Origin of the sequence: Streptomyces sp. NPDC005799, from assembly GCF_040630525.1 — a bacterium.
Classification (GTDB): Bacteria; Actinomycetota; Actinomycetes; order Streptomycetales; family Streptomycetaceae; genus Streptomyces; species Streptomyces griseorubiginosus_B.
Genome location: NZ_JBEXXQ010000092.1, coordinates 1 through 24006 on the forward strand (window position 1 = coordinate 1; position 24006 = coordinate 24006).

Here is a 24006-nt window from a genome sequence, read left to right on the forward strand (position 1 = left end):
GGGCTGAAGGCGAGGGACTGCGAGTCCCGCCACTCGCCGGGTCGGGCGGCCAGCAGGGTGAGCAGATGGACGCCGACCGCGAACTGGGTGTTCGTCGTCTGCGGCAAGTGCTCGGGCGGCCCTGGCGCGAGCGATAGGTTCCTGCACGAGTCCGGTCGTGAGGGAGTCTGACATGCGTGGCCGGTGGAGGCCTAAGAACTCCTAACGAAATGAGTGGCAGGGATCGGTAGGCTCGGTGGCCATGAGTCAGAGCGGTTCGCAAGCGGCAGCCTTCTTCCGAGATGTTCGCCAAAGCCGAGTGGTCTGGCTCGTGCGGGGTGACGAGGGCAGCCCGACTCACCTCTCTGCGGACGGCGCGCGAAGTCTTCCGTTCTGGTCGACCTCGGCCCGCGCCCGACGGGCGGCGAAGATCTGGGGGCATGGGCTACGCGTTGGATCCATGCCCTTGGACACCTGGTGCGAGCACGTACTGCCCGACGCCGCACGGGATGGACTCCTGATCGGCGTCAATTGGAGTGGACCGCGCCTGGTCGGCTGGAGCTTCACCTCTGGGGAGGTCCTCAACCGACTGGGGGCGACTGACTAACCCACGGCATCGCTGGCCAGAGCGCGCAATCGCCGCCAGCAGATGAGGGCGCATCCGAGCGTCAGGAAGGCTTCGTGGATGTCGTCGCGGATCTCCCAGCGGATGCGTAACCGGCGGAACCAGTGCAGCAGCGCGAAGCTCTGCTCGACCACCCACCGGTGGACGCCCAGACCTGATCCGTGTTCGGTGCCGCGCCGTGCGATGACCGGGGTGATTCCGGCGGTCCGGACCTGCTTGCGGTACTTGTCGTGGTCGTAGCCGCGGTCGGCGTACAGGGTGTCCGGCCGTCGGCGGGGCCGTCCGCGTCGGCCCCGCACCGGCGGAACTGCCTCGATCAAGGGCATGAGCTGGGTGACGTCGTTGCGGTTGCCGCCGGTCAGTGACACCGCCAGCGGGATGCCGTGCGCTTCGGTGATCAGATGATGCTTGGAGCCTGTTCGGGTACGGTCGACCGGGCTCGGTCCGGTTTTGGGCCGCCCTTCATGGCTCGCACGTGGGAGCCGTCGATCACCGCCCTGGACCAGTCCAGCGCGCCGGCGGCATGCAGCTCGGCCAGCAGCGACTCGTGCAGACGCTGCCAGACACCCGCGTCGTTCCAGTCACGCAGGCGTCGCCAGCAGGTCATCCCCGAGCCGAAGCCCAGTTCCTGGGGCAGGAACTCCCACGGAATCCCGGTGTAGAGCACGAACAGGATGCCCGACAGCACCTTGCGGTCGTCCAGGCGCTTGCGCCCCGGGTGATCCGCACGCCGCGGCACGATCGGCAGCAACGGCTCGATCCGCGCCCACAGCTCGTCCGACACGATCCACGGCAGCTGCTCACCCCTCCTCATGTGCTGGCCAACGCACCATCACGCGCCCATATTCCAAGGCAAGTTGGAACATTCTGTTAGGAGTTCTAAGCGGCCTGGCGTCCTGTCATGGCAGAACGGACTGTACGCGCCGACGGGTCTCGGACGGTGTTTCCCCGTAGCGCGCCCGGTAGGCGCCGGCGAATCGGCCGGAATGCGTGAAGCCCCAGCGCAGAGACAGTTCGCTGACTTGTTCGGCGCCGTCGAGAAGGTCGCGGTGCACCCGCTCGAGCCGTACGTCCTGCAGATACCTCATCGGCGGCACACCGACCTGCGCGTTGAACCCCTGCTGCAGCCGACGGCCGCTGACCCCCGCCAGTTCGGCCAGGTCGTTCAGCGACCACGGCCGTTCCGGGAACTCCTGAATGGCGTCGACAACTCGCTTCACGGCACGCCATCGCGCCGGCATGGCTTCTGCCCGGACGTCCGCGGAGAAGTCATGCCCCTGCGCCCGCAACAGGCTGCTGATCAGGAGACGTTCGAGCTGCTCGCGATGTGACCTGGACACCCGTGCGAGACGGTCCGGGTCGGCGAGTTCGGCCAGGAGAAGCTCCAGGACGGACAGCCAGCTGCGGCCGGCGGGTGTGGTGAGATCGAAGCCCCCGGACAGCCGGACCACCGATCTGACCGTACGTCCGATGATCGTACTCAACTCGTCCTCGACCACGTCCGGGCGGATCTTGATACCCAGCATCTCCGCGCCGGTGCTCCAACGGGAAACGAGCGACGGCAGATCCGGTGTGGCGACGGCCGCGAAGCCCGGCCTGACGGTCACCTCGTCCCTGCCGTAGCGGCAGACCATCTCGCCGCGGATCGGGACGGCTATGTGGTAACCGCGCACAGGTCCGGAGACGATGCGCGTCTCGGAGGAGAACCGGACCACCCCCAGCGTCATATGGGTCAGCTCGACGGAACGCAGGACCGACGGGACGCTCGCGTCCTGTGCGGCGGGCATGACCCCGACCCCCTGGGGCGCGAGCACTTCGCTGTGGCCTCCCCGGCCCTCCCGGAACCATCCGGTGGATGCCGTTTCGAACGGCTTGAGCGCGTCCAGATCGATCAGCCGGGGGAGTGGGGGGTGGTGAGTCTTCATCGAGGCACCTCCTGACGGCACTGCGGCCGAGGATCTCAGGGAGGGGTCGCCGCGGCCCTGTCAGTGCTTGGGTTACGGCGGGACGGTAGCCGTTCGCCGTTCCTGGTTGACGACGTTAACCCTTGATTGCATCCAATACAACAGGAATGCTTCTTCTCGGGGCCTTCCATGGCTTCCATTGTGCTTCACTGTATCCAATACAGGGACTCAGGAGGTCGCAGAGATGCCCCCACTGCCCGGACTGCGCGGAGGAGATCACCTCGGCGTGACTGTGCCCGACCTCGATGAGGCCGAACGATTCCTCGTGGACATCCTCGGGGCTCGGCACGTTTACACCCTCGGGCCCAAACGGTCCGAGGACGATGACTGGATGACTGTTCAGCTCGGCGTCCACCCACGCACGGTCATCGAGGAGGTCCGTCTCTACCGGCTGGCCACGGGTCTGAACCTCGAGCTCTTCGCATACAGGGCGGCCGACGGGCAGGCTCCCCAACCGCGCAACAGCGACATAGGTGGTCACCATCTGGCGCTCTACGTCGACGACATCGAGGCGGCCGCCGAATACCTTCGTGACGCGGGCGTCGAGGTCATGGGCGCGCCCGTCTCCAGCGCCCAGGCGGCGGCAGGCCAGAGGTGGCTGTACTTCCGCAGCCCCTGGGGCATGCAGTTCGAGCTCGTGAGCTATCCGGCGGGGAAGGCCTATGAGGAGGACGCGGTCGTGAAGCTGTGGCATCCCGCCCATCCCGAGGACTGAGACCCGTGACCGAACCGACCACCGTCCCCGACCGCGCCCACGGTGCCTCGGGGGCGCGCGTCGCCGCCGAACTCCGGGACGCCATCCTCGCCGGGCACTACGCGCCGGGCAGCCGGATCCGTCAGGAGGACCTCGCCGAGGCATACGGTGCCAGTCGGCTGCCCGTGCGCGACGCGTTGCGCATGCTGGAAGCCGAGGGCCTCGTCACGCTCGTGGCCAACACCGGCGCATGGGTGGCGAAACTGAACCCCGCCGAGTGCGAGGAGCTCTACCAGGTACGCGAGCGACTGGAACCGTTCCTGCTGAGCTTGAACTCACCTCTGCTCCAGGAGGCGCAGATCGACGAACTCGGGTGCCTCGCCACGGCGATGGAGCACACCGACGACGTCGAACGGTTCCTGCAGCTCGACCGGGAGTTCCACCTGTCGAGCTACTCCGTCGCCGAGACCACGATGCTTCAGGAACTGACCGTGCGGCTGTGGAACCGCACCCAGCCCTACCGGCGCGTCTACACACGGATGTTCCGGGCCGAGGGCGATCACAGCGTCCACTACGAGCACCATCTCATCGTCGCCGCCCTGCACCGGCGGGACGCCGAAGGGGCCGCGCGACTGCTGAGCGGACACATCCGGCGCACACGGCTGGAACTTGCACGGCACCCCGAAGTCTTCGACCTGGTGTGACCTCCCGATCCCGAAAAGAGAGCACTGTCCCATGGCGATCGCCAGCATCAACCCCGCGACCGGCGAGACGGTCAAGGAGTTCGCCCCCGACGAGCCGACCGCTGTGGAGCGCAAACTCGCCGCAGCCCAGGCCGCGTTCGAGGCGCTCGGAAGGACGACCTACGAACAGCGCGCGACCTGGATGCAGGCATCCGCCGACCTGCTGGAGAGCGAGGTCGAAGAGCTCGCGAAGATCCTGGTCACGGAGATGGGCAAGCCGATCGCGCAGGCCCGCGCCGAGGTCCTGAAATCCGCGAAGGGCATGCGCTTCTACGCCGAGAACGCCGAGGACTTCCTCGCCGACGAGCCGCTGGAGGAACCGTCGCAGGTCGGGGCGTCACTGGCCTACTCCCGTTACGAACCGCTCGGCGTCGTACTGGCGGTGATGCCCTGGAACTACCCACTGTGGCAGGTCATTCGTTTCGCCGCGCCGGCGCTGATGGCCGGCAACACGGGAGTCCTCAAGCACGCCTCGAACGTGCCGCAGTCGGCCCTGTATCTCGACACCCTCTTCGAGCGCGGCGGGTTCCCGAGGGGGGCCTTCCACACGCTGCTCGTCGGCACGGCCGCGGTCGGTGAGGTCATCAAAGATCCGCGCGTCAAGGCCGTCACCCTCACCGGATCCGAACCGGCCGGCCGGGCGGTGGCATCGGCCGCCGCGGCCGAGGTGAAGAAGTCCGTACTCGAACTCGGCGGCTCCGACCCGTTCATCGTCCTGCCCAGTGCCGATCTCGAAGCCGCGGCCGCCACGGCCGTGAAAGCCCGCATCAGCAACAACGGGCAGTCCTGTATCGCCGGGAAGCGCTTCATCGCCCATCGGGACGTCTACGACGAGTTCGCGCGGCTCTTCGCCGAGAAGACGGCCGCGCTGAAGGTCGGCGACCCGTTCGACGAATCGGTCGACGTGGGCCCTGTCGCGACCGCAGGCGGCCGCGACGAGCTGACGGGGCTGGTCGACGACGCCGTGGCCAAGGGCGCGTCCGTGCTGGCCGGGGGGCACGCGATCGAGGGCCCCGGTTACTTCTTCGCACCGACGGTCCTCGCAGACCTCACCGACGACATGCGGGTCGTGTACGAGGAGACCTTCGGACCGGTCGCCTCGCTGTACCGGGCCGAGGACGCCGACGACGCCATCCGGATCGCCAACCAGACCACGTTCGGGCTGAGTTCGTCGGTGTGGACGAACGATCCCGAGGAGGAGTCGTACTTCGTCCAGCACCTGGACGCGGGTGCCGTCTTCATCAACGGCATGACCGTCTCGTACCCCGAACTGCCCTTCGGCGGCATCAAGGCATCGGGCTTCGGACGCGAACTGGCGGCTGTCGGCATCAGGGAGTTCACCAACCTCAAGACGGTCTGGAAGGCCTAGCCCCGTCGTAGGGAAAGAACTAGGGCACGTCCGCCGGCGGCGGACGTGCCCTTTTGTGACCGGTGCTCCGGGCGTCGGCTCAGAGCAGGAGCGAGAGAGGGTTCTCCAGTCGTCGGACGAGTGCCGCCATCCACTCGGCGGCCACGGCGCCGTCGATCACGCGATGGTCGGCCGAGAGCGTCACGGTCATCACCGAACCGACGCCGAGCCGCCCGTCCTCCTCCACGACCGGCTGGCGCTTCGCGGCGGCGACGGCGAGGATGCCGGCCTGCGGAGGGTTCAGGATCGCGGAGAACTCGTCCACCCCGTACATCCCGAGGTTCGACACCGAGAAGCTCCCGCCCTCCAGCTCGTGCTGCCGCAGTCGGCCCGTCCTGGCCCGGTCGGCGAGATCGGCGAGCCGCGCGCTCAGTTCGGTGACGGTGAGCGCCTGCACCCCGCGGACGACGGGTGTGAGCAGGCCGTCCGGCACCGCGACCGCCACGGCCACGTCGACGCCGTCGAACCGCCGGATGGCGTCGGCGTTCCAGATCGCGTTGGCGGCCGGCACGTCGACGAGCGCCGTGCCCACGGCCTTGACGACGACGTCGTTGACCGAGATCTTCCGCGAGGCCAGCGCATTGGCCTCCTGCCGCAGCTCGAGCAGCCGGTCCACGCGCACATGGGCCGTGACGTAGAAGTGCGGGACGGTCGTCTTGCTCTCGGTCAGCCGCCGCGCGATCGCCCTGCGCATACCGCTCAGCGGCACATCGGTGTATCCCATGGCGAGGTCCGTTGCCTGGTCGCGGACGGGCGCCGGCGGTGTGGCCGCGGTCGCGGCTTCGAGGGTCGTGGTGTAGGCATCGAGGTCGCGCCGGACGATCCGTCCGTGCGGTCCCGAGCCCCGGACGAGGCTGAGATCGATGCCGCGCTCAGCGGCGAGCTTGCGCACGATCGGCGTCGTGAACAGCCGACCGCCAGGGTGCGGCGCCGTGGCCGCAGGGGCGGCGGAGGCCGTGACAGCGGGCGTGGCGGAGGCAGGTTCGGTCGGCGTCGGATCGGGGCGCGGGTCGTCGAGGGTGACGGACGCGGCGTCCTCGCCCTCTTCGAGGACGATCGCGATCGGCGTGCCGACGGCGACGGACGCGCCGGGCTCGGCGAGTAGCCGGCCGACCGTTCCCCCGACCTCGGCCGCGTACTCGACGAGCGCCTTCTCAGTCTCGATCTCGGCGATCGGGTCGCCCACCTTGACATGTGCGCCGACCGAGACGAGCCACTGCGCGACGATCGCCTCGGTGGCGTTGGCCATCACCGACGGCATCCGCACGACGTGCGCCATCACTGGCCTCCCATGGCGGCGCGGACCGCGAGCAGCCCGGCGCGGACCTCCTCGGTACCGGCGATGGCGGCCCGCTCCAGCACCTTCGAGATGCTCGGACTCGCCTCGCCGCCGGTCACCCGGGCGATCGGCTGGTCGAGCCAGTCGAAGTAGCGCCGCTGGATCTCGTCCGCCAGCCAGCCGCCGTAGGAGGTGCCTCTCGTGCCCTGCTCGACGATGAGCACGGCGTTGGTCTTGCGGACGCTCTCACCGATGGTGTCCCAGTCGATCGAGGCCTGGTCCAGCCAGCGCAGGTCGATGAGTTCGGCGTCGACACCGCACTGCTCGATCGCCTCCAGGCATCGGTGCACCATCGACAGGTACGACAGCACCGTCACCTCGCTGCCCGGGCGCCGCACCACGGCCCTACCGGGCGGGATGACGTAGTCCAGCCCACCCGCGGGCACGCGGTCGGGCAGGCCGTACAGGTCGATGTGTTCGATGACGAGCACCGGGTCGTCGAGCGCGAGTGCCGCGTTCATCAGCCCGACGTAGTCCGCCGCGTTCGACGGCGCGACGATGCGCCAGCCGGGCGCGGTCGCGAAGACGCCCGCGGGGTCCATCAGGTGTTGCGAGCCGTAACCCGAGCCCATCGCCACCTTCGTACGCAGCACGAACGGCATCGCGTTGGTGCCGCCGAACATGTGCCGCGCCTTGCCGACCTGGTTGAACACCTGGTCGGCGGCGACCCAGAGGAAGTCGGGGTACATGAATTCGACCACGGGCCGGAAGCGGCCGTCCAGCGCGATGCCGCCACCGAGCCCGGTGAAGGCGTTCTCGCTGATGGGGGTGCCGAGCACGCGGTGCGGCCCGTACTTCTTGACCAGGCCCTTCGTCGCGCCGTTGGTGCCGCCGCCCAGGCGGTGCACGTCCTCGCCGAGCACGATGACGCGTGGATCCTGCTCCATGCGGCGATCCATCACGGCGGCCACCGCGTCGACGAAACGCGTGTCGCGCCACTCACCGTCGTGGGAGCCCGGCTCCAGCACGCTCAGGCCGGCCAGTTCGCTCGCGTCGCCGCGGACTCCGACATCGACGAACCCGGGGTCCGGCCACAGCTCCGGCTTGATCCGGCGGGTGCCGGGCACCTCGGGATCCTCCTCGACCAGGGCTTGGGCCGCCTCGCGCATGGCAGCCTGTGCGGCCTCGCGCAACGCACGCTCGCCCTCGTCGTCGAGCAGCCGCAGTGTCTTCATCTCGGCCGCGACACGTACGAGCGGGTCACGCTCGCGCCACTCGTTCTCCTCCTGCTTCGTGCGGTAGCCGAAGGCGCTACCGGGATAGGGGCCGTTCTGGTGGAAGAAGCGGTAGACGTCGGCCTCGATGACCGCGGGTCCGTCACCCGCCCGCATCCGCGCGAGCGCCTCCTGCGTGGCTAGGTGGACGGCCAGCGGGTCCATGCCGTCGACCTTCCACGAGGGGATGCCGAAACCCTGGCCGCGTACGGAGAGCCGGGCGTCCGCGGCGATCTCCGCGACGTTCGTCGAGACGGCGTACAGGTTGTTCTCGATGAAGAAGGCGACCGGCAGCCGCCACGCCGCGGCGAGGTTGAGGGTTTCGAGCACGGAGCCGATCTGCCCCGAGCCGTCGCCGAGGTAGGCGATGGTCGCGTCGTCCGTGCCCGCGTGCCGCTGCGCCCAGGCGTTGCCTGCTGCGAACGGGACGCCGCCGCCGACGATCGCGTTCGTGCCGAGGGCACCGGCTTCCAGCCACTGCAGGTGCATCGAGCCGCCGCGGCCACCGGAATAGCCCTGGGCGAGACCGAGGATCTCGGCCAGGGTGCGCTGGAGCACCTGCTGAACGACGGCCGACACAGGCTCGTCGAGGCTAGGCCCCTCGGGGACGACATGGCCGAGCGACTTCGCGAGGAACTGGTGGTGGCCGCGGTGGGAGCCTGTGACGCCGTCGCTGGAGCGCAGCCCTGTGATGGATCCGACTGCGCCGCCCTCCTGACCGATGCTCGAGTGGGCGGGACCGTGGACGAGGTTGTCGGCCGCGAGGTCGAGCACCGTCTCCTCGAAGGCGCGGATGAGGTGCAACTGCACCAGCATTCCGGTCAGCAGCTTCGGATCGGCGTTCCTCCAGTCCTCTCGCGTCGTCGTGAGCTGTGTCCAGGGCACCCCGGTTTTGAGTGCTCGTCGTTGAGGCATGCTGTCATTCCTTGACCATGTGCGGCCTTCCCGGCCGGGCCTGTGTTCGACGTCCGGCGAGGCGGGCGTGAGCGGGGGATTTCAGAGCTTCGAATGATCACCGAGGTGATGCCAGGTCCGCGCGTGGTAGACGAGCGGTCCCGCGCCGTCACGACTGGTTTCCTTCCCTGCCTGCGGGAGGGACGTCTCGATGACGTGCACGAGGCACAGAACGGAGTTGCCAGCCTCGATGCGCTGCACGATGTTCCCGCGCAGCCATGCGTACGCGGCGGGGAAGACGGGCTCGCCGGTCGGCAGCCGGGCCCAGACGGACGTGTCGGCGAAGCGGTCGGTGCCACTGGTGGCCCACAGCCGGGCAAGCGAGAGCTGATCGGTGGCCAGCATGTGGACGACGACGGTTTCCGCACGTGCGAAGGACGGGCTGCTCGACGAGGTCGCCGAAACGGAGAAGACGAGCAGCGGCGGTTCGGTGCTGACCGACGAGAGCGAGCTCACGGTCATGGCGACGGGACCGTCGCCCGAATCAGCGGTGACGACCGCCACCCCTGCGGGATGCAGACGGAATGCCGCTTTGAAGGACTCCGCCGGGACGGAGTCGACGGCCTCCTCGTCCGATATCGATACGGCTGTGCGCCGTAGGGGATGCAAGTCCGTCCTGCGGCTGGCCATTCCTTTTCCCTTCCGGTTGTCTCGGCCCGCCGAACCGGCGCCTCGCCGCTTTCAGCAAGCGTGTCGAGGACCCATCGGTGTCCGTAACCGGAGAGGCTGCAGCGCGTCACCGCGTCAGACAGCCCCATCGACCTCGACCAGACTCGGATCAACCATGAGCGCCCCGGTGACCGGCTGCTATCCGCTCTCGGCCACCGGGTATCCGTGGTGCGAAACGCGATCGTGCGGCGACCGATTCATTCTGGTTCGTCCGATCTGCTGCCTGGCCCGGATGGGCGCAGCAACGGCACACCGCTGCGGAGCCAGTGGCCGTGGCAGTGGGACTCGCCGCTCTGGCGCGACCGGATCGGTGCGGACCTATTCGCGGTGCTGGGACCTTCTCGGACGAACGGGGTTCCAGGTTCGAGGTCGCACCACCCGGTCGTGGGGTTCGGCGTGGGAGCTGAACGAACTGAACGCGAGGAACGCGTGGACGGAAACGATCTGGATGTCGCGCAGTATCCGGCCGAGCGGGTCACGGCTCGAGATGACGCCGGCGCCGGAGGGCTGCCACCGCACGCGATGCACGATGTCGTCCGGATCGAGTCCCAGTTGCGCGACCGCGTCCGCGCCGCGTTCGGCAGCCTCAGCTACCTTTCCGCGATGCCTGGTGCCGTTCCGGTGGCACCGATGGAGGAGGCTGGGTAACTGCCTTGGCTTCCTTGCGCTGGACGACGAACTGGGCTGGTAAGCACCACGCGGTCGCTCGGAGCGAGACCTCTGACCCGGCCCCGACCTTCGTGGGATCACCCACCCCCGGATGCTTCTCCGCAATCTTCGAAGCTTCCCGCGCCGCGGCCTGGATTTCGGCAACCTTCTTAGAACTCCTAACAGAAAGGCGCTTCTTGCCTTGGAATGTTGGTTCCTGATGGAGCGTTAGCCTTCATGTGAGGAAGGGTGAACAGCTGCCGTGGATCGTGTCCGATGAGCTGTGGGCGCGGATCGAGCCGTTGCTTCCGGTCGTGCCGCGCCGTGCGGATCATCCGGGCCGCAAGCGTCTGGGTGACCGGAAGGTGCTGTCCGGCATCCTGTTCGTGCTCTACACCGGCATTCCGTGGGAGTTCCTGCCCCAGGAACTGGGCTTCGGCTCGGGGATGACGTGCTGGCGGCGCCTGCGCGACTGGAACGAGGCAGGTGTCTGGCAGCGTCTGCACGAATCACTCCTGGCCGAACTCCATGCCGCCGGCGCGCTGGACTGGTCGAGGGCGGTGATCGACGGTTCTCACGTCCGGGCCATGAAAGGCGGCCCAAAACCGGACCGAGCCCGGTCGACCGTGCCCGAACAGGCTCCAAGCACCATCTGATCACCGAAGCGCACGCCATTCCGCTGCCCGCATCATTGACCGGTGGCAACCGCAACGACGTCACCCAGCTCATGCCCTTGATCGAGGCCGTCCCGCCTGTGAGGGGCCGACGCGGACGGCCCCGCCGACGGCCGGAGACCATCTATGCCGACCGCGGCTACGACCACGACAAGTACCGCGGGCAGGTCCAGGCTGTCGGGATCACCCCGGTCATAGCACATCGCGGCACCGAACACGGATCGGGACTGGGCGTGCACCGGTGGGTGGTCGAGCAGAGCTTCGCGCTGCTGCACTGGTTCCGCCGGTTACGCATCCGCTGGGAGATCCGCGACGACATCCACGAAGCCTTCCTCAGCCTGGCCTGCGGCATCATCTGCTGGCGCAGGCTGAAGAACCTCGCACTTTGTTAGGAGTTCTTAGGAGCCTTGCTGTCGAGCTCACAGGCTGTGGCTTTGACAGCCGTTGTCGGCATTCCTCCGGCACAGGGAGAGAGGCCACACCATGTGGCCCGGCATGGCTGAGGGGGACTGGCCAGGCCCGGTGGCCGGTGAAGGGGACGTCAGTGCGCGGCGGGCCAGGCGCGCATGGCGATGTCGACGCACCGGAAGAGTTCCTCGCGGGAGGCGCCGCCCGCAGCCTGGACCGCGATGCCGTTGCTGGTGACCATGATGTAGCGCGCGAGCTCGGCGGTGTCGGTTCCTGTCGGCAGGTCGCCGTCCTCGACACCTTGTTCCAGGCGCAGCCTGATGGCTTCGAGGACCGCGGCCCTGCGTTCGGCGAGCGCTTCGCGGACCGGTTCGCTCGCATCGCCCACGGCAAGGGCGCCCTGGACGAGCAGACAGCCCCGGGGGGTGCCGGGGCCGGTGCACAGTTGCGCCGTCGAACGGAGAAACACCTCGATCGCGCCGTACGCCGTCGGTTCCGCGGCGAAGCCGGACGCCGAGGAGTGGAACCCCTTCGAATACAGGTCGAGGGCCTTCATGAACAGGTCTTCCTTGTTTCCGAAGGCGGCGTACAGGCTCGGGCGGTTGATGCCCATGGCCTCCGTCAGGTCCGTCATCGAGGCGCCCTCGTAGCCCTTGGCCCAGAACACCTCCAGAGCGCTGCCCAAAGCCACGTCCACGTCGAACTCCCGTGGTCGGCCACTCCTCATACCTCTCACCTGCCAAGTCTTCTGTATCGGTAAGTATAGATCAGCTTGACAGCTGCATCACCCCTCTGGAATGGTACCGATCGATACAGTTTATCGACCGGTACAGAAGTGGCTGAGGGACAAGTCCCTCGGGACCCGTCCGCGCTGATCGCCGGGCCCAGGGCTTCGCCGGCCGGTCTGATGCAGCAGGAGTTGCGCATGCCTTCCTTGTTCGATCCCTTCCGCCTGGGCGGACTGACCCTGCCCAACCGCGTTGTGATGGCACCCATGACCCGCTCCCGCGCCGGTGCGGACGGCCTGGTCACCGACTCCGTCGCGGCGTACTACGCCCAGCGCGCCACCGCGGGCCTGTTGATCACGGAGGGGATCCAGCCCAGCCTGCGGAGCCAGTCCACGGCGAACACGCCGGGCCTGCACACCTCCGAACAGGTCGCCGCCTGGAAGAAGGTGACCGACGCCGTGCACGCCAAGGGCGGGCACATCTTCGCGCAGATCATGCACGCGGGCCGGGTGAGCCACCCCCAGGTCACCGGCACGGTCCCGGTCGGCCCCTCAGCAGTCGGCGTCGGCACCCCGATCTTCGCCACCACCTTCGGCGACGCTCCCGGGATGCAACTCGCACCCGTACCGCGTGAGCTGACCGCGGGTGAAGTGGCTGATGAGATCGACGTGTATGTGCAGGCCGCACGCAACGCCGTCGAGGCCGGCTTCGACGGCGTCGAACTCCATGGCGCGAACGGCTACCTCATCCACCAGTTCCTCTCCTCCAACGCCAACCAGCGCACCGACGCCTACGGCGGCTCGATCAGTGGCCGCATCCGCTTCGCCGTCGAAGCCGCCCAGGCCACGGCCGAGGCCATCGGTTCGGAGCGGGTGGGTATCCGCCTCTCCCCGGGCAGTCAGCTGTGGGGGATCGAGGAAGAAGACGTCCCCACGCTCTACACCACGCTCGTCGAGGCCCTGGCGCCCCTCGACCTCGCCTACCTGCACACTGTCGCGACCGCTGACGAGGATGTGCTGCTGAACATGCGCAAGCTGTGGCCCGGCGCCTTCATCGTCAATCCCTCCACGGTCATCAACCCGCTGCCCTCCGGCAAGGCCGACGGTGAGGACTGGCTCGCGCGGGGCGCCGATCTGATCAGCTTCGGCCGTGCGTACCTGGCCAACCCCGACCTCGTCGAACGCTTCCGTGCCGACGCCCCCCTGGCCGAGGCCGAGGCCGAGACCATCTATCACGGTGGTGACCAGGGATACATCACCTACCCGGCCCTCGAGCACTGAGCCGTTCCTCGGGTGCGGGTCTCCGCGCCGTGGCCGCGGCGGGTTGCTGAGCGAGGTGCGAGCGCAACCGGTTGGCCGGTTCCTCCTCCGGCATGCTGTGGTGGCCGTCCTGTAAGACCAGGTATGCGATCGCGGTTGACACCGAACACCCGTCGCGGCCTTGAGATCATCCCTGCGCCGGGCAGACCCGGAACGCCTTCTGTGCCTCGTCGATGTGATCTGTCGAACGCGTCAACCTGGTGAAGCGCGGATCAGCACGCAGGAACTCCTTCAGAGCAACGCAGCACCACCGGGTCGCCGTGCATCCGCACGGCGACCCGGTGCGGTGTGTTCGGGACGGCTACGGTGCCGTCGATGCGGGGGGTCGGCCGGCCGTCGGAGGTGACCGTTCGGCGGGCGCGTTCGGCGACGCGTGAGAGCGTCACCGTGCTGTCGACGGGCAGGGCCCGGCTCCCGGCGAAGTCGCGTGGGGAGGACTCTGCGCCGCCCGAGGAGAGGATGGGGCGGCAGGTGGTTTCGGAGACCTGTGATTTCGGCTGGGTGGCGGCGTGAGCCTCGGAAATGGGCAGGCGACGAAACCATCCTGCGCGGACTGCTCGAACACGTTGACCGGTTCATGAACCCGACCTGGCGTGACGGTGGCCTGTACCACCCGCGCAACGATGCGCCGCCGGTCGGCGCTGTTCAGCGAGGGACGTTGCGCGGTCGCGTCAGGAACTGCTCCATCGCCTCGCGGGTCTGCGGTCGTGAACTGGCTGACGCTATCGCCTGGGCTTCGTGCGCGAGGTGGTCGCGCAACTCGTCCAAGCCGGCACCGCGTACCAGAAGCTTGGACTGGTAGAGGCCATACGCGTGACCCGCGGCCAGCGCGCGGGCCAGCTCCTCTGCAGCAGCTGGGAGGGCGGCGTCATCGACGACGCGGTTGAACAGGCCCCAGTCCTCCGCTTCAGCGGATTCCAGCACGCGGTTGGTGAGCACGAGGTCGAGGGCGCGGCGTTCACCGACCAGCCGGGGGAGTAGCCAGGAGGCACCGCAGTCGGGTGTCAGACCAAGTGCCGTGTAGGCGAGCCGCAGTCTGGTCGACCGGGCCGCCACGACGAGGTCTGAGGCAAGGGCGAGGCCTACTCCGCCTCCGGCGACCGCTCCCTGGATTTCCGCGATGACGGGCACGTGAAGCCCTGCCAGGCCGAGCACCGCCGCGTGTGCGGTGTCCGCGACGCTCCGGACGTAGGCGGCCGTACCGTCTCCCTGCGCGAGGAAGACCTTCAAATCTCCGCCGACGCTGAAGTTCCGTCCCTCCGCGCGCAGCAGTACGGCGCGGAGGCCGCCTTGGTCAGGCTCGGTCGTCCGCTGAACGACCTGCTCCACGGCGTCGCGCAGCGCGGTCACCAGGTCCAGATCGAACGCGTTACCCGTGTCTCCGCGTGACAGCACGATGCGTGCCAGCCCCTGGTCCCACTCGACTCTCACCGGGGCGGCTGGGAACGTGTTCGGGGCAGGGGGCGGTTGGGAGCTGATGGTCATGTCTCCTCCGAGCGGTGGGTGGCCACCGTGTCTGCTGTTGCTTCGTTGTGGGAGTCGTTGAATGCGCAGGGCCAGACGACACTTGGCCCTGCGCTGGGTCTTGAGCCAGGTGTCGGAACGCGCAGCCAGGTCGCAGCTCGATGAACTGCCGTGCAATGTACACAGACCCGCAGCAGCAGGGCGTCGTCCTGCTCGCCCCACCACACAGAGCGGCCAGGCCTGTGCCGCCGCCGGGACGGGTGCCCCTCGACGGCACCCACCAGCTTGCCGAAGCGTCGATCGTGCGGCTGCGGGACCACCTGACCACGCCGTGGTCGTTCTCGACCGGTTCGAGTCACAGTTCCGACCGTGGCTCAATGGGCCTCGGGGACGTGGCGCGAGAGGGTCAACTCCTGTTCCCTCGCCGTCCGATCTGGGGCATCCAAGGTGTAGATGCGTCAACCTCACGCTGGTCGGGCTGGTCGTCGGCGAGCGCAGGCGCCGGAAGCGGCGTGGGCGACGTGCGGTGGGCGCGCAGCCCGTCGAGGAACAGGGTCACATACCGCCGCCAGAGGTCGGGTGCTACGTCGCGGTTGTGTTCGGTAACGGCGCCGAGCATGAGCTGGATCATCGAGAAGTCCATGGGCTGGAAGTCGGTGCGGAGTTGGCCGGCTTGCTGGGCCCGGGTGATGAGCGCCCCGACGACGGGCGCGATCCGGTTGCGAGCCCTCTCCAGGACCTCCTCCGCGCCGGGAGCGCCCTCGAGCAGAAGCTGGCGCAGTCCACGGTTGGCGGCGAAGTCGGTCGTGGCGTCGAGGAAGAACTGCTCGAAGGCCTCCCACGCGTCGTCGTACGCCAGCGCCTCCTCGGCACACTCGAGGATGCGCTGCTCGGCACCGTCGAGGACCGCCTCCACGAGCTCCCCGCGGTCCGCGAACCTGCGGTAGGCCGTCCCGATCCCCACGCCCGCGTGGCGGGCGACTTCGTCGAGCGAGATGTCGAGCCCGCGGGTGGCGTAGAGCTCGCGGGCCGCGGCGATGAGGCGTTGGCGGTTGCGCTCGGCGTCCGCGCGCAGGGGCCGTGTACCGACGGCTGGTGTCGTACTCATGCCGCCCAGGTTACCAAGAGTGGAGACATTTCTCCGGTTAGGTGTTACGCTGCCGAAATAAGCGGAGAGAAATCTCCACTTCGGCTTCGGGCTGCTGCAACATCGGAGAATCGATCTCCGTTCAGGAAGGGATGACGATGAGCGCACCGCGCGTGCTGGTCGTGGGGATGGGGATCGCGGGGCTGGCCACAGCCCTCCGGCTGCGGGAGATCGGCTGGGAGCCGCTGGTCGTGGAGCGCGCCCCCGAGCGGCGCGCGGCCGGTTACTTCGTCGGTTTTCTCGAGGCCGGGCGGGCGGCGGCGCAGCGCCTGGGCGTGCTGGATGCCATCGGGAACCGCTCCGATCCCGACACCGCGATGTACAACGTGAACCGGTCCGGCGGGAATCGCCGGCCAGGCATGGGCTACAACGACCTGCCCGGCAACGTGCGCATCATCTTGCGCGGCGACGTCGAGGGGGCGCTTTACCCGCGCGTCGCCTCGGCCACCGAGATCCGGTACGGAACGTCGCCGGTCGCGATCGACGAGCACGCCGACGGCGTTGACGTCACCCTCCGCACGACCGTCGGGGAGGACACGACGGAGCTGACCGAGCGCTTCGATCTCGTCGTCGGCGCCGACGGGATGCGCTCGACCGTCCGCAGCCTCGTGTTCGGCCCCGATGCCACATACATGCGTCCGTTCAACCACATCATCGCCGTCACCCTCCTCAAGGAGCAGGTACCGGGCTTCCGCCCGAACGACGGGCTCACCATCGCCGAGCACGGCCGCTCGGCATGGGTGATCCCGTTCGCCGACCGCACCCCCGCCGTGCTGATGTCGTACCGCACCGACGACGAGGACGCGCAGTTCCGGCGGCCGCCGATCGAGGCGTTGCGCGCCGGGTTCGGCCCAGAGCCGACCGGGCCGATCCTCGAGCATCTCTTCGCCCAGTACGAGGCGGCCGACGAGCGCCTGTTCGACTCCGTCCACCAGGTCGATATGCCCACGTGGCACACGGACCGGGTGGTCCTCGTGGGCGACTCGGCGTGGTGCCTCACCCTCTTCTCCGGCATGGGCGTTTCGATGGGCCTCGGCGGTTCGGACCTGCTCGGCACGACCCTCGCCCGCAACCCCGGCAACATCGGGCGCGCCCTGCGTGAGTGGGAGCAGCACCTGCGCCCGTTCGTCGCGGAGCATCAGCGGGACGCGCGCACGACCGGACTGTCCCTGTTCGTGCCGCAGACCCGGCGCGGTCTGGTCACGCGCCGGGTCGTCACCACGGCCACGGGCAACAAGGTCGGGAAGCGAGCGATGCAAGCCCTCCTCACGACGACGATGAAGGAGAAGATGATCGACGTCGCCGCGCCCTGACGGCGGCGGGCCGCGGCCTCCGTTCCTGCGGTGTGACGGCGTGGTGGGCCGCGCCGCCCCGAGGACACGCCCACGTCCGCGGGCATGCAGGTGCATCACAGGACAAGGCATTCTCCAGCACGATGTGCCCACACTCGAGGAGCACAATGAAATTCGCCAACTACAACGGCCGGGCGGTAGTTACCGACGGCGTCCGCGCGGTGTACGTCGCCGATGCCAGCGACGGCAAATTCGGCGACGCACCGGACCACATTTTCGATCAGTGGGATGAGTTCACAGCATGGGCCCGCACCATCACGGTGAGGGACGGCTTCGCCCTCGACCCGGATCTGCTCGCCGCTCCTTCGCCTCGCCCACGGCAGGTCTTCGCCGTCGGACTGAACTATGCCGAACACGCCCGAGAAGGCGGCGTCGAGCCGCCCGCTGAGCCGGCGGTGTTCACCAAGTTCCCCACTTCGATCAGCGGGCCGCGCGCAGTTCTCGAACTGCCCACTGACACCGTCGATTTCGAAGCGGAGCTCGTAGTTGTCATCGGGCGCCATGGGTTTCGAGTTCCCGAGCGCCAGGCGTGGGATCACATAGCCGGTCTGACAGTTGGACAGGACATCTCCGAACGCACCCGACAGTTGACCGGACCGATGCCACAGTTCAGCCTCGGCAAGTCCTTTCCCGGGTTCTCCCCGACCGGACCGTGGCTTGTCACAGCCGACGAACTAGACAACCCGAACGATCTCGGGATCGGTTGTTCGATCAACGGTCAGGTCATGCAGGACGGCCGTACCGACGACCTGATCTTTTCGCTCGCGCAGATCGTGCAGAAGCTGTCGGCGATCCTGCCCTTGTTGCCTGGCGATGTGATTTTCACCGGCACTCCCTCCGGGGTGGGGGTGGCGCGCAAGCCACCGGTGTTCCTGCGTGACGGTGACGTTCTCGAAACCTGGGTCGAAGGTGTCGGCACCATCACCTCAACCTGCCGCACCGGCGTCCAGTATGCGCCGGCCCATTCCTGACAGGAGCAGATCATGGCGCTGCATCGACTGGGTTCCGTCACCATCGGCGTTCCCAATGTCACCGAAACCGCCGACTACTACGAGGAATTCGGCCTGAGCCCGCTGGGGCAGAATCGCTTCGCCACTGCCGAAGGCGGTGAACAGCTGAAGCTGGTCCACACCCCGCGCCGCCAGGTCCTCGAAGTCGTCATCGGCGCCGAGGATCAGGACGACATCGACCGTATCGCTGCTCAGATCCGCGGGTTGGATCTGGCCTGCACGGTGGGCGACGGCCGCGTCGAGGCGTTCGAGCCCATTGCCGGATTCAAGGCCGTCGTCGAGGTCATGCCCCGCCTGGCACTCGCCCCGGAACCGCCCACCCCCTACAACGGTCCCGGCCGGATCGACCGTCCGAACGGTCGGGCTCCGGGAATCCTGCGCGAAGACCGGGTGCGTCCCCGCTCGCTCGGGCACGTGGTGATCGGCTCCACCGACCAAGCCGCCACCCAGAAGTTCTTCACCGAAGGTATCGGACTGAAGATCTCGGATGTGGTGCCTTCGCTCGCGGCGTTCATGCGTTGCTCAACCGATCATCACAACATTCTCGTCCAGCAGGCGCCCGTGAACTTCCTGCACCACACTGCCTGGCAGGTCGACGATGTCGATGAGATCGGTCGGGGCGCCACGGCCATGCTCGAGAAGGATGCCGGTCGGCACGTCTGGGGTCTAGGCCGTCACCATGTCGGCTCCAACTTCTTCTGGTACCTGAAGGATCCGGCCGGAAACTTCTCCGAGTACTACTCCGATCTCGACTGCATCGTCGAGGACGCCCTGTGGGAACCGGGCGTGTGGGATGGCGCCAAGAGCCTGTTCAATTGGGGGCCGCCTCTTCCGCCGTCGTTCGTCATGCCCGAAGACCTTGCCGCGCACATGGCCGGGGCACATGATGCCGGCTGAGACAGCGTTCGGAGAGGAACCCCTCTGGGCCCCCTCTCCGGATTTCCAGTCACAAACGCAGTTGAGCGCTTACTGCGACTACCTGCGCCGTGAAAACGGTCGCACCTTCGCCGACTACCGGCAGTTGTGGAAGTGGTCGGTCACCGACCTGTCGGAGTTCTGGCTCTCGATCCGTGAGTTCTTCGACCTCGACATCACCGACCCTGACCGAGTGCTCGACGAGCGCGCCACTATGCCGAACGTGGACTGGTTCGTCGGCGCCAACACCAATTATGCCGCCAACGCCCTACGGCACACCGGCGAGGCTGCAGCGTTGGTATCCCTGACCGAAGCCGGGCCGGCAGCCACCTTGAGCAGAGACGAGCTCAGGTTGCGGGTCGGTGCCCTGGCCCACTGGCTGCGGGAACAAGGCATCGAACTCGGGGACCGGGTCGCAGCCTATGTGCCCAACGTCGCTGAAGCCGTGATCGGGTTGCTGGCCTGTGCCGCGATCGGAGCGATCTGGGCCTCTTGCGCGCAGGAATACTCCGCAGCAGGCGCCCGCGACCGGTTCGCCCAGCTCGAACCGAGAATCCTCCTGGTGGCCGACGGCTACCACTACGGCGGCAAGGCCCACGACCGGCGCGCCGAATCGACCACACTGGCCTCCGCCCTGCCGTCGGTGGAGACCGTCCTCTGGATCGACAACCTCGGGCTGCTCGACGACACCCTTGACGGACCTCGATTCGATCACGTCACCGCCGTCGGCCGTGAACCCGAGTTCACCCGTGTTCCGTTCGGACACCCACTGTGGGTGCTGTTCTCCTCCGGAACCACCGGCAAGCCGAAAGGAATCGTTCACAGCCACGGCGGCATCGTGCTCGAGCACACCAAGTTCCTGGCTCTGCACGCCGACCTGAAACCCGGATCACGGTTCCTGTGGCTGGCCACCCCCAGCTGGATGGTGTGGAACGTCCAGATCTCCGGACTGCTGTGCGGAGCCACCATCACCACCTACGACGGCAATCCCACGTGGCCCGACCCGGCGCGACCGTGGCAGATCGCTGACACTCACGGCCTGGACTTCCTCGGCACCAGTGCCGCTGCTCTGATCGCAGCACACAAGCACGGTGCCGAGCCTCGGACGATCGCTCCGGGCCTGCGGCTACGCGCGATCGGCAGCACCGGCTCCCCGCTACCGCCGAGTACCGCCCGCTGGGTGCAACAAGCGTTGCCGGAGGTATGGCTCGCTTCCGCCAGTGGCGGCACCGACATCTGCTCGGCCTTCGCCGGCGGGATCCCCGTCGAGCCGGTGTACGCCGACCAGATCCAGGGCCCTCTCCTCGGTGTCGCTCTCGAAGCCTGGAACGAGGCCGCCGCCCCCGTGGTCGACGAGACCGGTGAGATGGTTGTCACCCGACCGCTGCCATCCATGCCGATCTGCTTCTGGGACGATCCCCGTTCGACCAAGTACCTCGATGCGTACTTCGATCGTTTCCCGGGGGTCTGGCGGCACGGGGATTGGATCACCGTCACCGTCCGAGGCGGAGTGATCGTGCACGGCCGCTCCGACGCCACGATGAACCGACAAGGCGTTCGGATCGGCAGTGGTGAAATCTACGAAGTGGTCGATCGACTCGACTGGGTCCGCGATTCGTTGATCGTCGGTGTCGAGCTGGCCAACGGCGGCTACTGGATGCCGCTTTTCGTGGTACCCAAGGCGGCGGTCGACGATCCGAAGGCCCTCGAGCACGAAACCAAACAGGCGGTCCGCCATCAATTGAGTCCGCGTCATGTTCCGGACGACGTCATCATTGTCGGTTCGCTGCCCCACACCCGTACTGGCAAGAAGCTCGAGGTTCCCGTCAAACGGATACTCCAGGGCGCCGACCCGACGTCCGTCGTCAACTCCGAATCCATTGACGACCCTGAAGCGCTCGCACGCTTCGCGTACTTCAGCCCGTACGGCAACGAGGAACACCTCTCAGGGTGATGTCGGGAGGTGGTGGTCGCCGTCGGGCACAAGTTTCCCGCTCACCGGACTCCCTGCCCGGCCAACCACCCTCTCGGACACACCGATCATGCCGAAACGAGTCCTCAGGGGACGCAGGCAGGCTTCGCGTACCCAGAACAGAAGGGAAGGCTCAACGTGGCCGACGAAACACCCGCAATCATCGAGGTCTCCCTCAACGGTGCAACGACGAAGACGGTGAACCCGCATGTGCCCCGCACTCCGGCGGAGGTCACGTCGGACGTGCTGGCCTGCTTGGACGCGGGCGCAGCCATCGTCCATTCGCACACTGACGATCCCAACTTCGGTGGCACGGGCCGACACGACCCCACACCCTACATCGAGGCATGGGAGCCGGTACTGAAGAAGCGTCCCGACGCGCTGCTGTATCCCACCATGGAGGGAGGGGGTCCGCACACCACCATCGCTGTCCGCGCCGAACACCTTCGAGTGCTGGCCGCCGAGCGACTCATGCGGATTGCGATCGTGGACATGGGGACGACCAACATGGGCGGATTGGACGCCAAGGGGGTGCCAACGGCGTCAGAGACCTTGTTCATCAACACGAACGGCGACGCCCACTACATGTTCGACCTCTGCCGAGAGAGCCGGCTTGCCCCGAGCATCGGCATCATCGAACCCGGGTCGATCCGAGTACTGCTCGGGTTCTGGCGCAACGGCCTCCTTCCGCAAGGCGCTTACGTCCGTCTCATGTTCGGCGGCGAGAAGGCCCTCTGTGGGCTTCCCCCGACTCGGTCTGCGCTCGATCTCTACCTCGACATGCTCGAGGGCACGAATCTGCCGTGGAGCGTGGCGACCATCGGCGGCAACTCCCTTGAGAACGGCATCGCCCGTTACGCGCTGGAACGAGGGGGTCATGTGCGGCTGGGGCTCGAAGACCTTGCCGCCCCGGGCCCGTCCAACGTGGATCTCGTGCGTGGTGCTGTCGAGCTGATCAATGAGGTAGGTCGGCCGGTCGCAACCCCGACCGACACCGCGGCTTTGCTCAAGCTCCCTGATGCCACGAACCAGGGTCAGGCAGGCCGGGCGAAATTCTGAGGAAACTCCTGGGCGTCTGAAGCGCAGCCCCCCTGAAGTCGAAGAAAGGTAAAGCAATGCCACGTGCTCAGCACCTCGCCATCCGAGTCTCGGACATCAAGCGCTCAACTGAGTTCTATGTCACCGGCCTCGGCGGTTCGCTGATATCCGCTCCGCGTATCGTCGAGGGTCCGATCTCGATCTTTCCCGGAGCCACCTACTACGCGACTTTCGTCGAGCTTTCGGACGGCTTCGGCATCGAACTGATCCAGTTCTTGTCACCCGCCCACGAAACGGTCAGCCGACCGCAGACCGAAAGAGGGTTCATGCATTTCGCAATCGACGTCGATGACGTCGAGGCGGTCCTGAGGCGTATCGAAGAACTGGGGATCGGATCTCACGAGGGCCTCGGCGCCTTCGGGGACAGCCCCACGAAGTACGTCTACGTGAGGGATCCGGATGGCAACACCATCGAGGTCAACAACACGACATGGGACGACGTGATGGCAACAGCCAAGGACCTGCTTCCCGAAGTGTCGCTCTGAACATCCTCGGCTCGCTTCATGTGAGGCGAGCCGAGCCGGGCTGAGACACCAGGCCTGGCGGGAAACGCAGTGGTACGGACCGCCAGGCCCCGGCCGGACGACGCAGGAGCGTAGACCGGATATCGGCCATGGGAAGAAGCGAACCCGAAACAACCAAAGGAGATGTCCACATGCCGAAGAGTGGCGAACACGTCGTTGTGATCGGTGGAACCCGCGGACTGGGACTGAGCATTGCCGAGGCGTGTACGGAACTTGGCGCTGCTGTCACCGTGACCGGCCGGGAACTCGCTACCGCCCAGTCGGTGGCGAGTACCCTGCCGAATGCCATCGGGCGATCCTGCGATCTGAATGACTCGGACTCTATTGCCGATCTCTTTGCGGACATCGCCGAGATAGACCACCTCATTCTTGTCGCACTCGACCGCGACGGAAACACGATTGCCGACTTTCGTCCGAAAGACAGTGCTCGAACTGCGCTGATGAAGAACGTCGGCTACGCCACGGCGGTCCACCATGCAATTCCGCATTTCTCTCAGAATGCTTCAGTCGTCCTTTTCAGTGGCATGTCGATGTGGCGCCCCGTGCCGGGTTCAACAACCATCTCCATGGCGAACGCCGGTGTGATCGGACTGATGCGATCCCTCGCTGTCGAGATCGCTCCGGTCCGGGTGAATGCCATCACGCCGGGCGTGGTTGCGGGCACGGCCGCTGTCGACGACGTGGATGACGATCGTCGAAAGCTTTTCGAGGCGCTGCGACAGCGGACGCCTGGTAAACGGCTCCCTACGCCCGCCGATGTTGTGGCTGCCACCTTCGCCCTCACGGACAATCCCGGGATCAACGGCGAGAATCTCGCGATTGATGCCGGAATGCGTCTCGTGTAAGTCTTGGGATCTCGGTCGCCGCAATGCGGCGCAGCGCCGGCTTCGGGATGCGAAATGAACGATCAGGGTTACTGAGCTGGAACTCATGAAGTCGTAGGGACGAGGGACGGGCCGGTTACGGCGAGGGGTCCGTCAATGAGCCAGCCGTGTTCGTCACAGATTGCATCGTCTCTCCGGAGGGTGGAGAGGGATGGCCATGCCAGGTCGCCCCGCGGTCAAAACAGGAAAGGAAGTGACAGCCGTGAAGGCGATCCAGTACGAGGAGTACGGCGGACCGGAGGTACTTCGGTTCGTGGAGAGGGAGGAGCCGCAT

At 67.2% G+C, this 24006-nt stretch carries 22 protein-coding genes; 14 read left to right on the forward strand and 8 right to left on the reverse strand.

The features are described from left to right. The first annotated feature begins 241 nt into the window (after window positions 1-241). Entirely contained in the window at window positions 242-586 is a 345-nt protein-coding gene (locus ABZ453_RS47815) for a DUF2750 domain-containing protein (protein WP_359025875.1), read from the forward strand. Here ABZ453_RS47815 and ABZ453_RS47820 read toward each other — a convergent pair. Beyond that, a protein-coding gene (locus ABZ453_RS47820; protein ID WP_359025877.1) for an IS5 family transposase occupies window positions 583-1418 on the reverse strand; the annotation gives its coding sequence in 2 pieces (ribosomal slippage) (window positions 583-1058 and window positions 1058-1418; 837 coding nt in all). The two genes, ABZ453_RS47815 and ABZ453_RS47820, sit on opposite strands and share 4 nt — an antisense overlap. Window positions 1419-1503: 85 nt before the next feature. Next, complete coding sequence (locus ABZ453_RS47825) at window positions 1504-2529, reverse strand: AraC family transcriptional regulator (RefSeq protein WP_359025879.1); 1026 nt, start codon at window positions 2527-2529, stop codon at window positions 1504-1506. A 223-nt stretch (window positions 2530-2752) separates the two neighbouring features. On the opposite strand from ABZ453_RS47825, the gene ABZ453_RS47830 reads away from it, so the two are divergent. Genes ABZ453_RS47830 through ABZ453_RS47840 form a run of 3 tightly spaced genes read left to right on the forward strand, consistent with a single transcriptional unit; the run spans window position 2753 to window position 5374 of the window. Next, entirely contained in the window at window positions 2753-3283 is a 531-nt protein-coding gene (locus tag ABZ453_RS47830) for a VOC family protein (protein WP_359025881.1), read from the forward strand. Window positions 3284-3288: 5 nt separating this feature from the next. Then, window positions 3289-3966 carry a GntR family transcriptional regulator gene (locus ABZ453_RS47835; RefSeq protein ID WP_359025883.1) on the forward strand — a complete coding sequence of 226 codons (678 nt, stop codon included), beginning with the start codon at window positions 3289-3291 and terminating at the stop codon, window positions 3964-3966. Window positions 3967-3997: 31 nt separating this feature from the next. Further along, window positions 3998-5374: an NADP-dependent succinic semialdehyde dehydrogenase gene (locus ABZ453_RS47840; RefSeq protein WP_359025885.1), complete on the forward strand. Its 1377-nt coding sequence runs from the start codon at window positions 3998-4000 to the stop codon at window positions 5372-5374. Between the two features lie 79 nt (window positions 5375-5453). Here the strand turns inward: ABZ453_RS47840 and ABZ453_RS47845 are convergent, their stop codons facing one another. The 3 genes from ABZ453_RS47845 to ABZ453_RS47855 form a co-directional block, all read right to left on the reverse strand. Next, window positions 5454-6692, reverse strand: coding sequence for a dihydrolipoamide acetyltransferase family protein (locus ABZ453_RS47845; RefSeq protein WP_359025887.1), 1239 nt, complete (start codon window positions 6690-6692; stop codon window positions 5454-5456). After that, the gene (locus ABZ453_RS47850) at window positions 6692-8881 is read right to left on the reverse strand and encodes a thiamine pyrophosphate-dependent enzyme (protein ID WP_359025889.1); all 2190 of its coding nucleotides are present in this window, start codon (window positions 8879-8881) and stop codon (window positions 6692-6694) included. Before ABZ453_RS47850 ends, ABZ453_RS47845 begins: the two co-directional genes overlap by 1 nt. Window positions 8882-8962: 81 nt before the next feature. Then, a complete protein-coding gene (locus ABZ453_RS47855; protein WP_359025891.1) occupies window positions 8963-9550 on the reverse strand; it encodes a flavin reductase family protein in 588 nt (195 codons plus the stop codon). Window positions 9551-10018: 468 nt separating this feature from the next. Between ABZ453_RS47855 and ABZ453_RS47860 the strand changes: the two genes are divergently transcribed. Together ABZ453_RS47860 and ABZ453_RS47865 are read left to right on the forward strand one after the other, a co-directional pair. Beyond that, window positions 10019-10237, forward strand: coding sequence for a hypothetical protein (locus ABZ453_RS47860; RefSeq protein ID WP_359025893.1), 219 nt, complete (start codon window positions 10019-10021; stop codon window positions 10235-10237). 257 nt (window positions 10238-10494) lie between these two features. After that, a protein-coding gene (locus ABZ453_RS47865; RefSeq protein WP_359025912.1) for an IS5 family transposase occupies window positions 10495-11303 on the forward strand; the annotation gives its coding sequence in 2 pieces (ribosomal slippage) (window positions 10495-10837 and window positions 10837-11303; 810 coding nt in all). A 149-nt stretch (window positions 11304-11452) separates the two neighbouring features. On the opposite strand, the gene ABZ453_RS47870 is transcribed toward ABZ453_RS47865, so the two are convergent. Continuing rightward, window positions 11453-12016 carry a TetR/AcrR family transcriptional regulator gene (locus tag ABZ453_RS47870; protein WP_359025894.1) on the reverse strand — a complete coding sequence of 188 codons (564 nt, stop codon included), beginning with the start codon at window positions 12014-12016 and terminating at the stop codon, window positions 11453-11455. A gap of 228 nt (window positions 12017-12244) precedes the next feature. On the opposite strand from ABZ453_RS47870, the gene ABZ453_RS47875 reads away from it, so the two are divergent. Further along, window positions 12245-13327 (forward strand): alkene reductase, encoded by a 1083-nt coding sequence (locus ABZ453_RS47875; RefSeq protein ID WP_359025896.1) that lies wholly within the window; start codon window positions 12245-12247, stop codon window positions 13325-13327. Window positions 13328-14011: 684 nt separating this feature from the next. On the opposite strand, the gene ABZ453_RS47880 is transcribed toward ABZ453_RS47875, so the two are convergent. Together ABZ453_RS47880 and ABZ453_RS47885 are read right to left on the reverse strand one after the other, a co-directional pair. Then, window positions 14012-14851, reverse strand: coding sequence for an enoyl-CoA hydratase/isomerase family protein (locus tag ABZ453_RS47880; RefSeq protein ID WP_359025898.1), 840 nt, complete (start codon window positions 14849-14851; stop codon window positions 14012-14014). A gap of 385 nt (window positions 14852-15236) precedes the next feature. After that, on the reverse strand, window positions 15237-15938 hold the full coding sequence (locus ABZ453_RS47885) for a TetR/AcrR family transcriptional regulator (protein ID WP_359025900.1): 702 nt from the start codon (window positions 15936-15938) through the stop codon (window positions 15237-15239). Window positions 15939-16075: 137 nt separating this feature from the next. Here ABZ453_RS47885 and ABZ453_RS47890 point away from each other — a divergent pair, with 137 nt between their 5' ends. From ABZ453_RS47890 to ABZ453_RS47920, 7 genes are all read left to right on the forward strand, one after another. Then, on the forward strand, window positions 16076-17290 hold the full coding sequence (locus tag ABZ453_RS47890) for an FAD-dependent monooxygenase (RefSeq protein WP_359025902.1): 1215 nt from the start codon (window positions 16076-16078) through the stop codon (window positions 17288-17290). Between the two features lie 146 nt (window positions 17291-17436). Next, window positions 17437-18300: a fumarylacetoacetate hydrolase family protein gene (locus tag ABZ453_RS47895; RefSeq protein WP_359025903.1), complete on the forward strand. Its 864-nt coding sequence runs from the start codon at window positions 17437-17439 to the stop codon at window positions 18298-18300. Window positions 18301-18312: 12 nt separating this feature from the next. After that, window positions 18313-19236 (forward strand): VOC family protein, encoded by a 924-nt coding sequence (locus ABZ453_RS47900; RefSeq protein ID WP_359025905.1) that lies wholly within the window; start codon window positions 18313-18315, stop codon window positions 19234-19236. Beyond that, complete coding sequence (locus ABZ453_RS47905; RefSeq protein WP_359025914.1) at window positions 19226-21208, forward strand: acetoacetate--CoA ligase; 1983 nt, start codon at window positions 19226-19228, stop codon at window positions 21206-21208. Before ABZ453_RS47900 ends, ABZ453_RS47905 begins: the two co-directional genes overlap by 11 nt. Before the next feature lie 156 nt (window positions 21209-21364). Beyond that, window positions 21365-22285: a 3-keto-5-aminohexanoate cleavage protein gene (locus ABZ453_RS47910; RefSeq protein WP_359025907.1), complete on the forward strand. Its 921-nt coding sequence runs from the start codon at window positions 21365-21367 to the stop codon at window positions 22283-22285. Between the two features lie 56 nt (window positions 22286-22341). Beyond that, window positions 22342-22809 carry a VOC family protein gene (locus tag ABZ453_RS47915; RefSeq protein ID WP_359025909.1) on the forward strand — a complete coding sequence of 156 codons (468 nt, stop codon included), beginning with the start codon at window positions 22342-22344 and terminating at the stop codon, window positions 22807-22809. Window positions 22810-22979: 170 nt separating this feature from the next. Next, entirely contained in the window at window positions 22980-23693 is a 714-nt protein-coding gene (locus ABZ453_RS47920; protein WP_359025910.1) for an SDR family oxidoreductase, read from the forward strand. Window positions 23694-24006 lie beyond the last annotated feature (313 nt).

What these genes read in the sequence shown, in the direction of transcription:
- ABZ453_RS47815 (WP_359025875.1), top strand. Translation starts at nt 242, where the DNA reads ATGAGTCAGAGCGGTTCGCAAGCGGCAGCCTTCTTCCGAGATGTTCGC.
- ABZ453_RS47825 (WP_359025879.1), bottom strand. Translation starts at nt 2,529, where the DNA reads ATGAAGACTCACCACCCCCCACTCCCCCGGCTGATCGATCTGGACGCG.
- ABZ453_RS47830 (WP_359025881.1), top strand. Translation starts at nt 2,753, where the DNA reads ATGCCCCCACTGCCCGGACTGCGCGGAGGAGATCACCTCGGCGTGACT.
- ABZ453_RS47840 (WP_359025885.1), top strand. Translation starts at nt 3,998, where the DNA reads ATGGCGATCGCCAGCATCAACCCCGCGACCGGCGAGACGGTCAAGGAG.
- ABZ453_RS47845 (WP_359025887.1), bottom strand. Translation starts at nt 6,692, where the DNA reads ATGGCGCACGTCGTGCGGATGCCGTCGGTGATGGCCAACGCCACCGAG.
- ABZ453_RS47850 (WP_359025889.1), bottom strand. Translation starts at nt 8,881, where the DNA reads ATGCCTCAACGACGAGCACTCAAAACCGGGGTGCCCTGGACACAGCTC.
- ABZ453_RS47855 (WP_359025891.1), bottom strand. Translation starts at nt 9,550, where the DNA reads ATGGCCAGCCGCAGGACGGACTTGCATCCCCTACGGCGCACAGCCGTA.
- ABZ453_RS47875 (WP_359025896.1), top strand. Translation starts at nt 12,245, where the DNA reads ATGCCTTCCTTGTTCGATCCCTTCCGCCTGGGCGGACTGACCCTGCCC.
- ABZ453_RS47880 (WP_359025898.1), bottom strand. Translation starts at nt 14,851, where the DNA reads ATGACCATCAGCTCCCAACCGCCCCCTGCCCCGAACACGTTCCCAGCC.
- ABZ453_RS47885 (WP_359025900.1), bottom strand. Translation starts at nt 15,938, where the DNA reads ATGAGTACGACACCAGCCGTCGGTACACGGCCCCTGCGCGCGGACGCC.
- ABZ453_RS47890 (WP_359025902.1), top strand. Translation starts at nt 16,076, where the DNA reads ATGAGCGCACCGCGCGTGCTGGTCGTGGGGATGGGGATCGCGGGGCTG.
- ABZ453_RS47895 (WP_359025903.1), top strand. Translation starts at nt 17,437, where the DNA reads ATGAAATTCGCCAACTACAACGGCCGGGCGGTAGTTACCGACGGCGTC.
- ABZ453_RS47900 (WP_359025905.1), top strand. Translation starts at nt 18,313, where the DNA reads ATGGCGCTGCATCGACTGGGTTCCGTCACCATCGGCGTTCCCAATGTC.
- ABZ453_RS47905 (WP_359025914.1), top strand. Translation starts at nt 19,226, where the DNA reads ATGCCGGCTGAGACAGCGTTCGGAGAGGAACCCCTCTGGGCCCCCTCT.
- ABZ453_RS47915 (WP_359025909.1), top strand. Translation starts at nt 22,342, where the DNA reads ATGCCACGTGCTCAGCACCTCGCCATCCGAGTCTCGGACATCAAGCGC.
- ABZ453_RS47920 (WP_359025910.1), top strand. Translation starts at nt 22,980, where the DNA reads ATGCCGAAGAGTGGCGAACACGTCGTTGTGATCGGTGGAACCCGCGGA.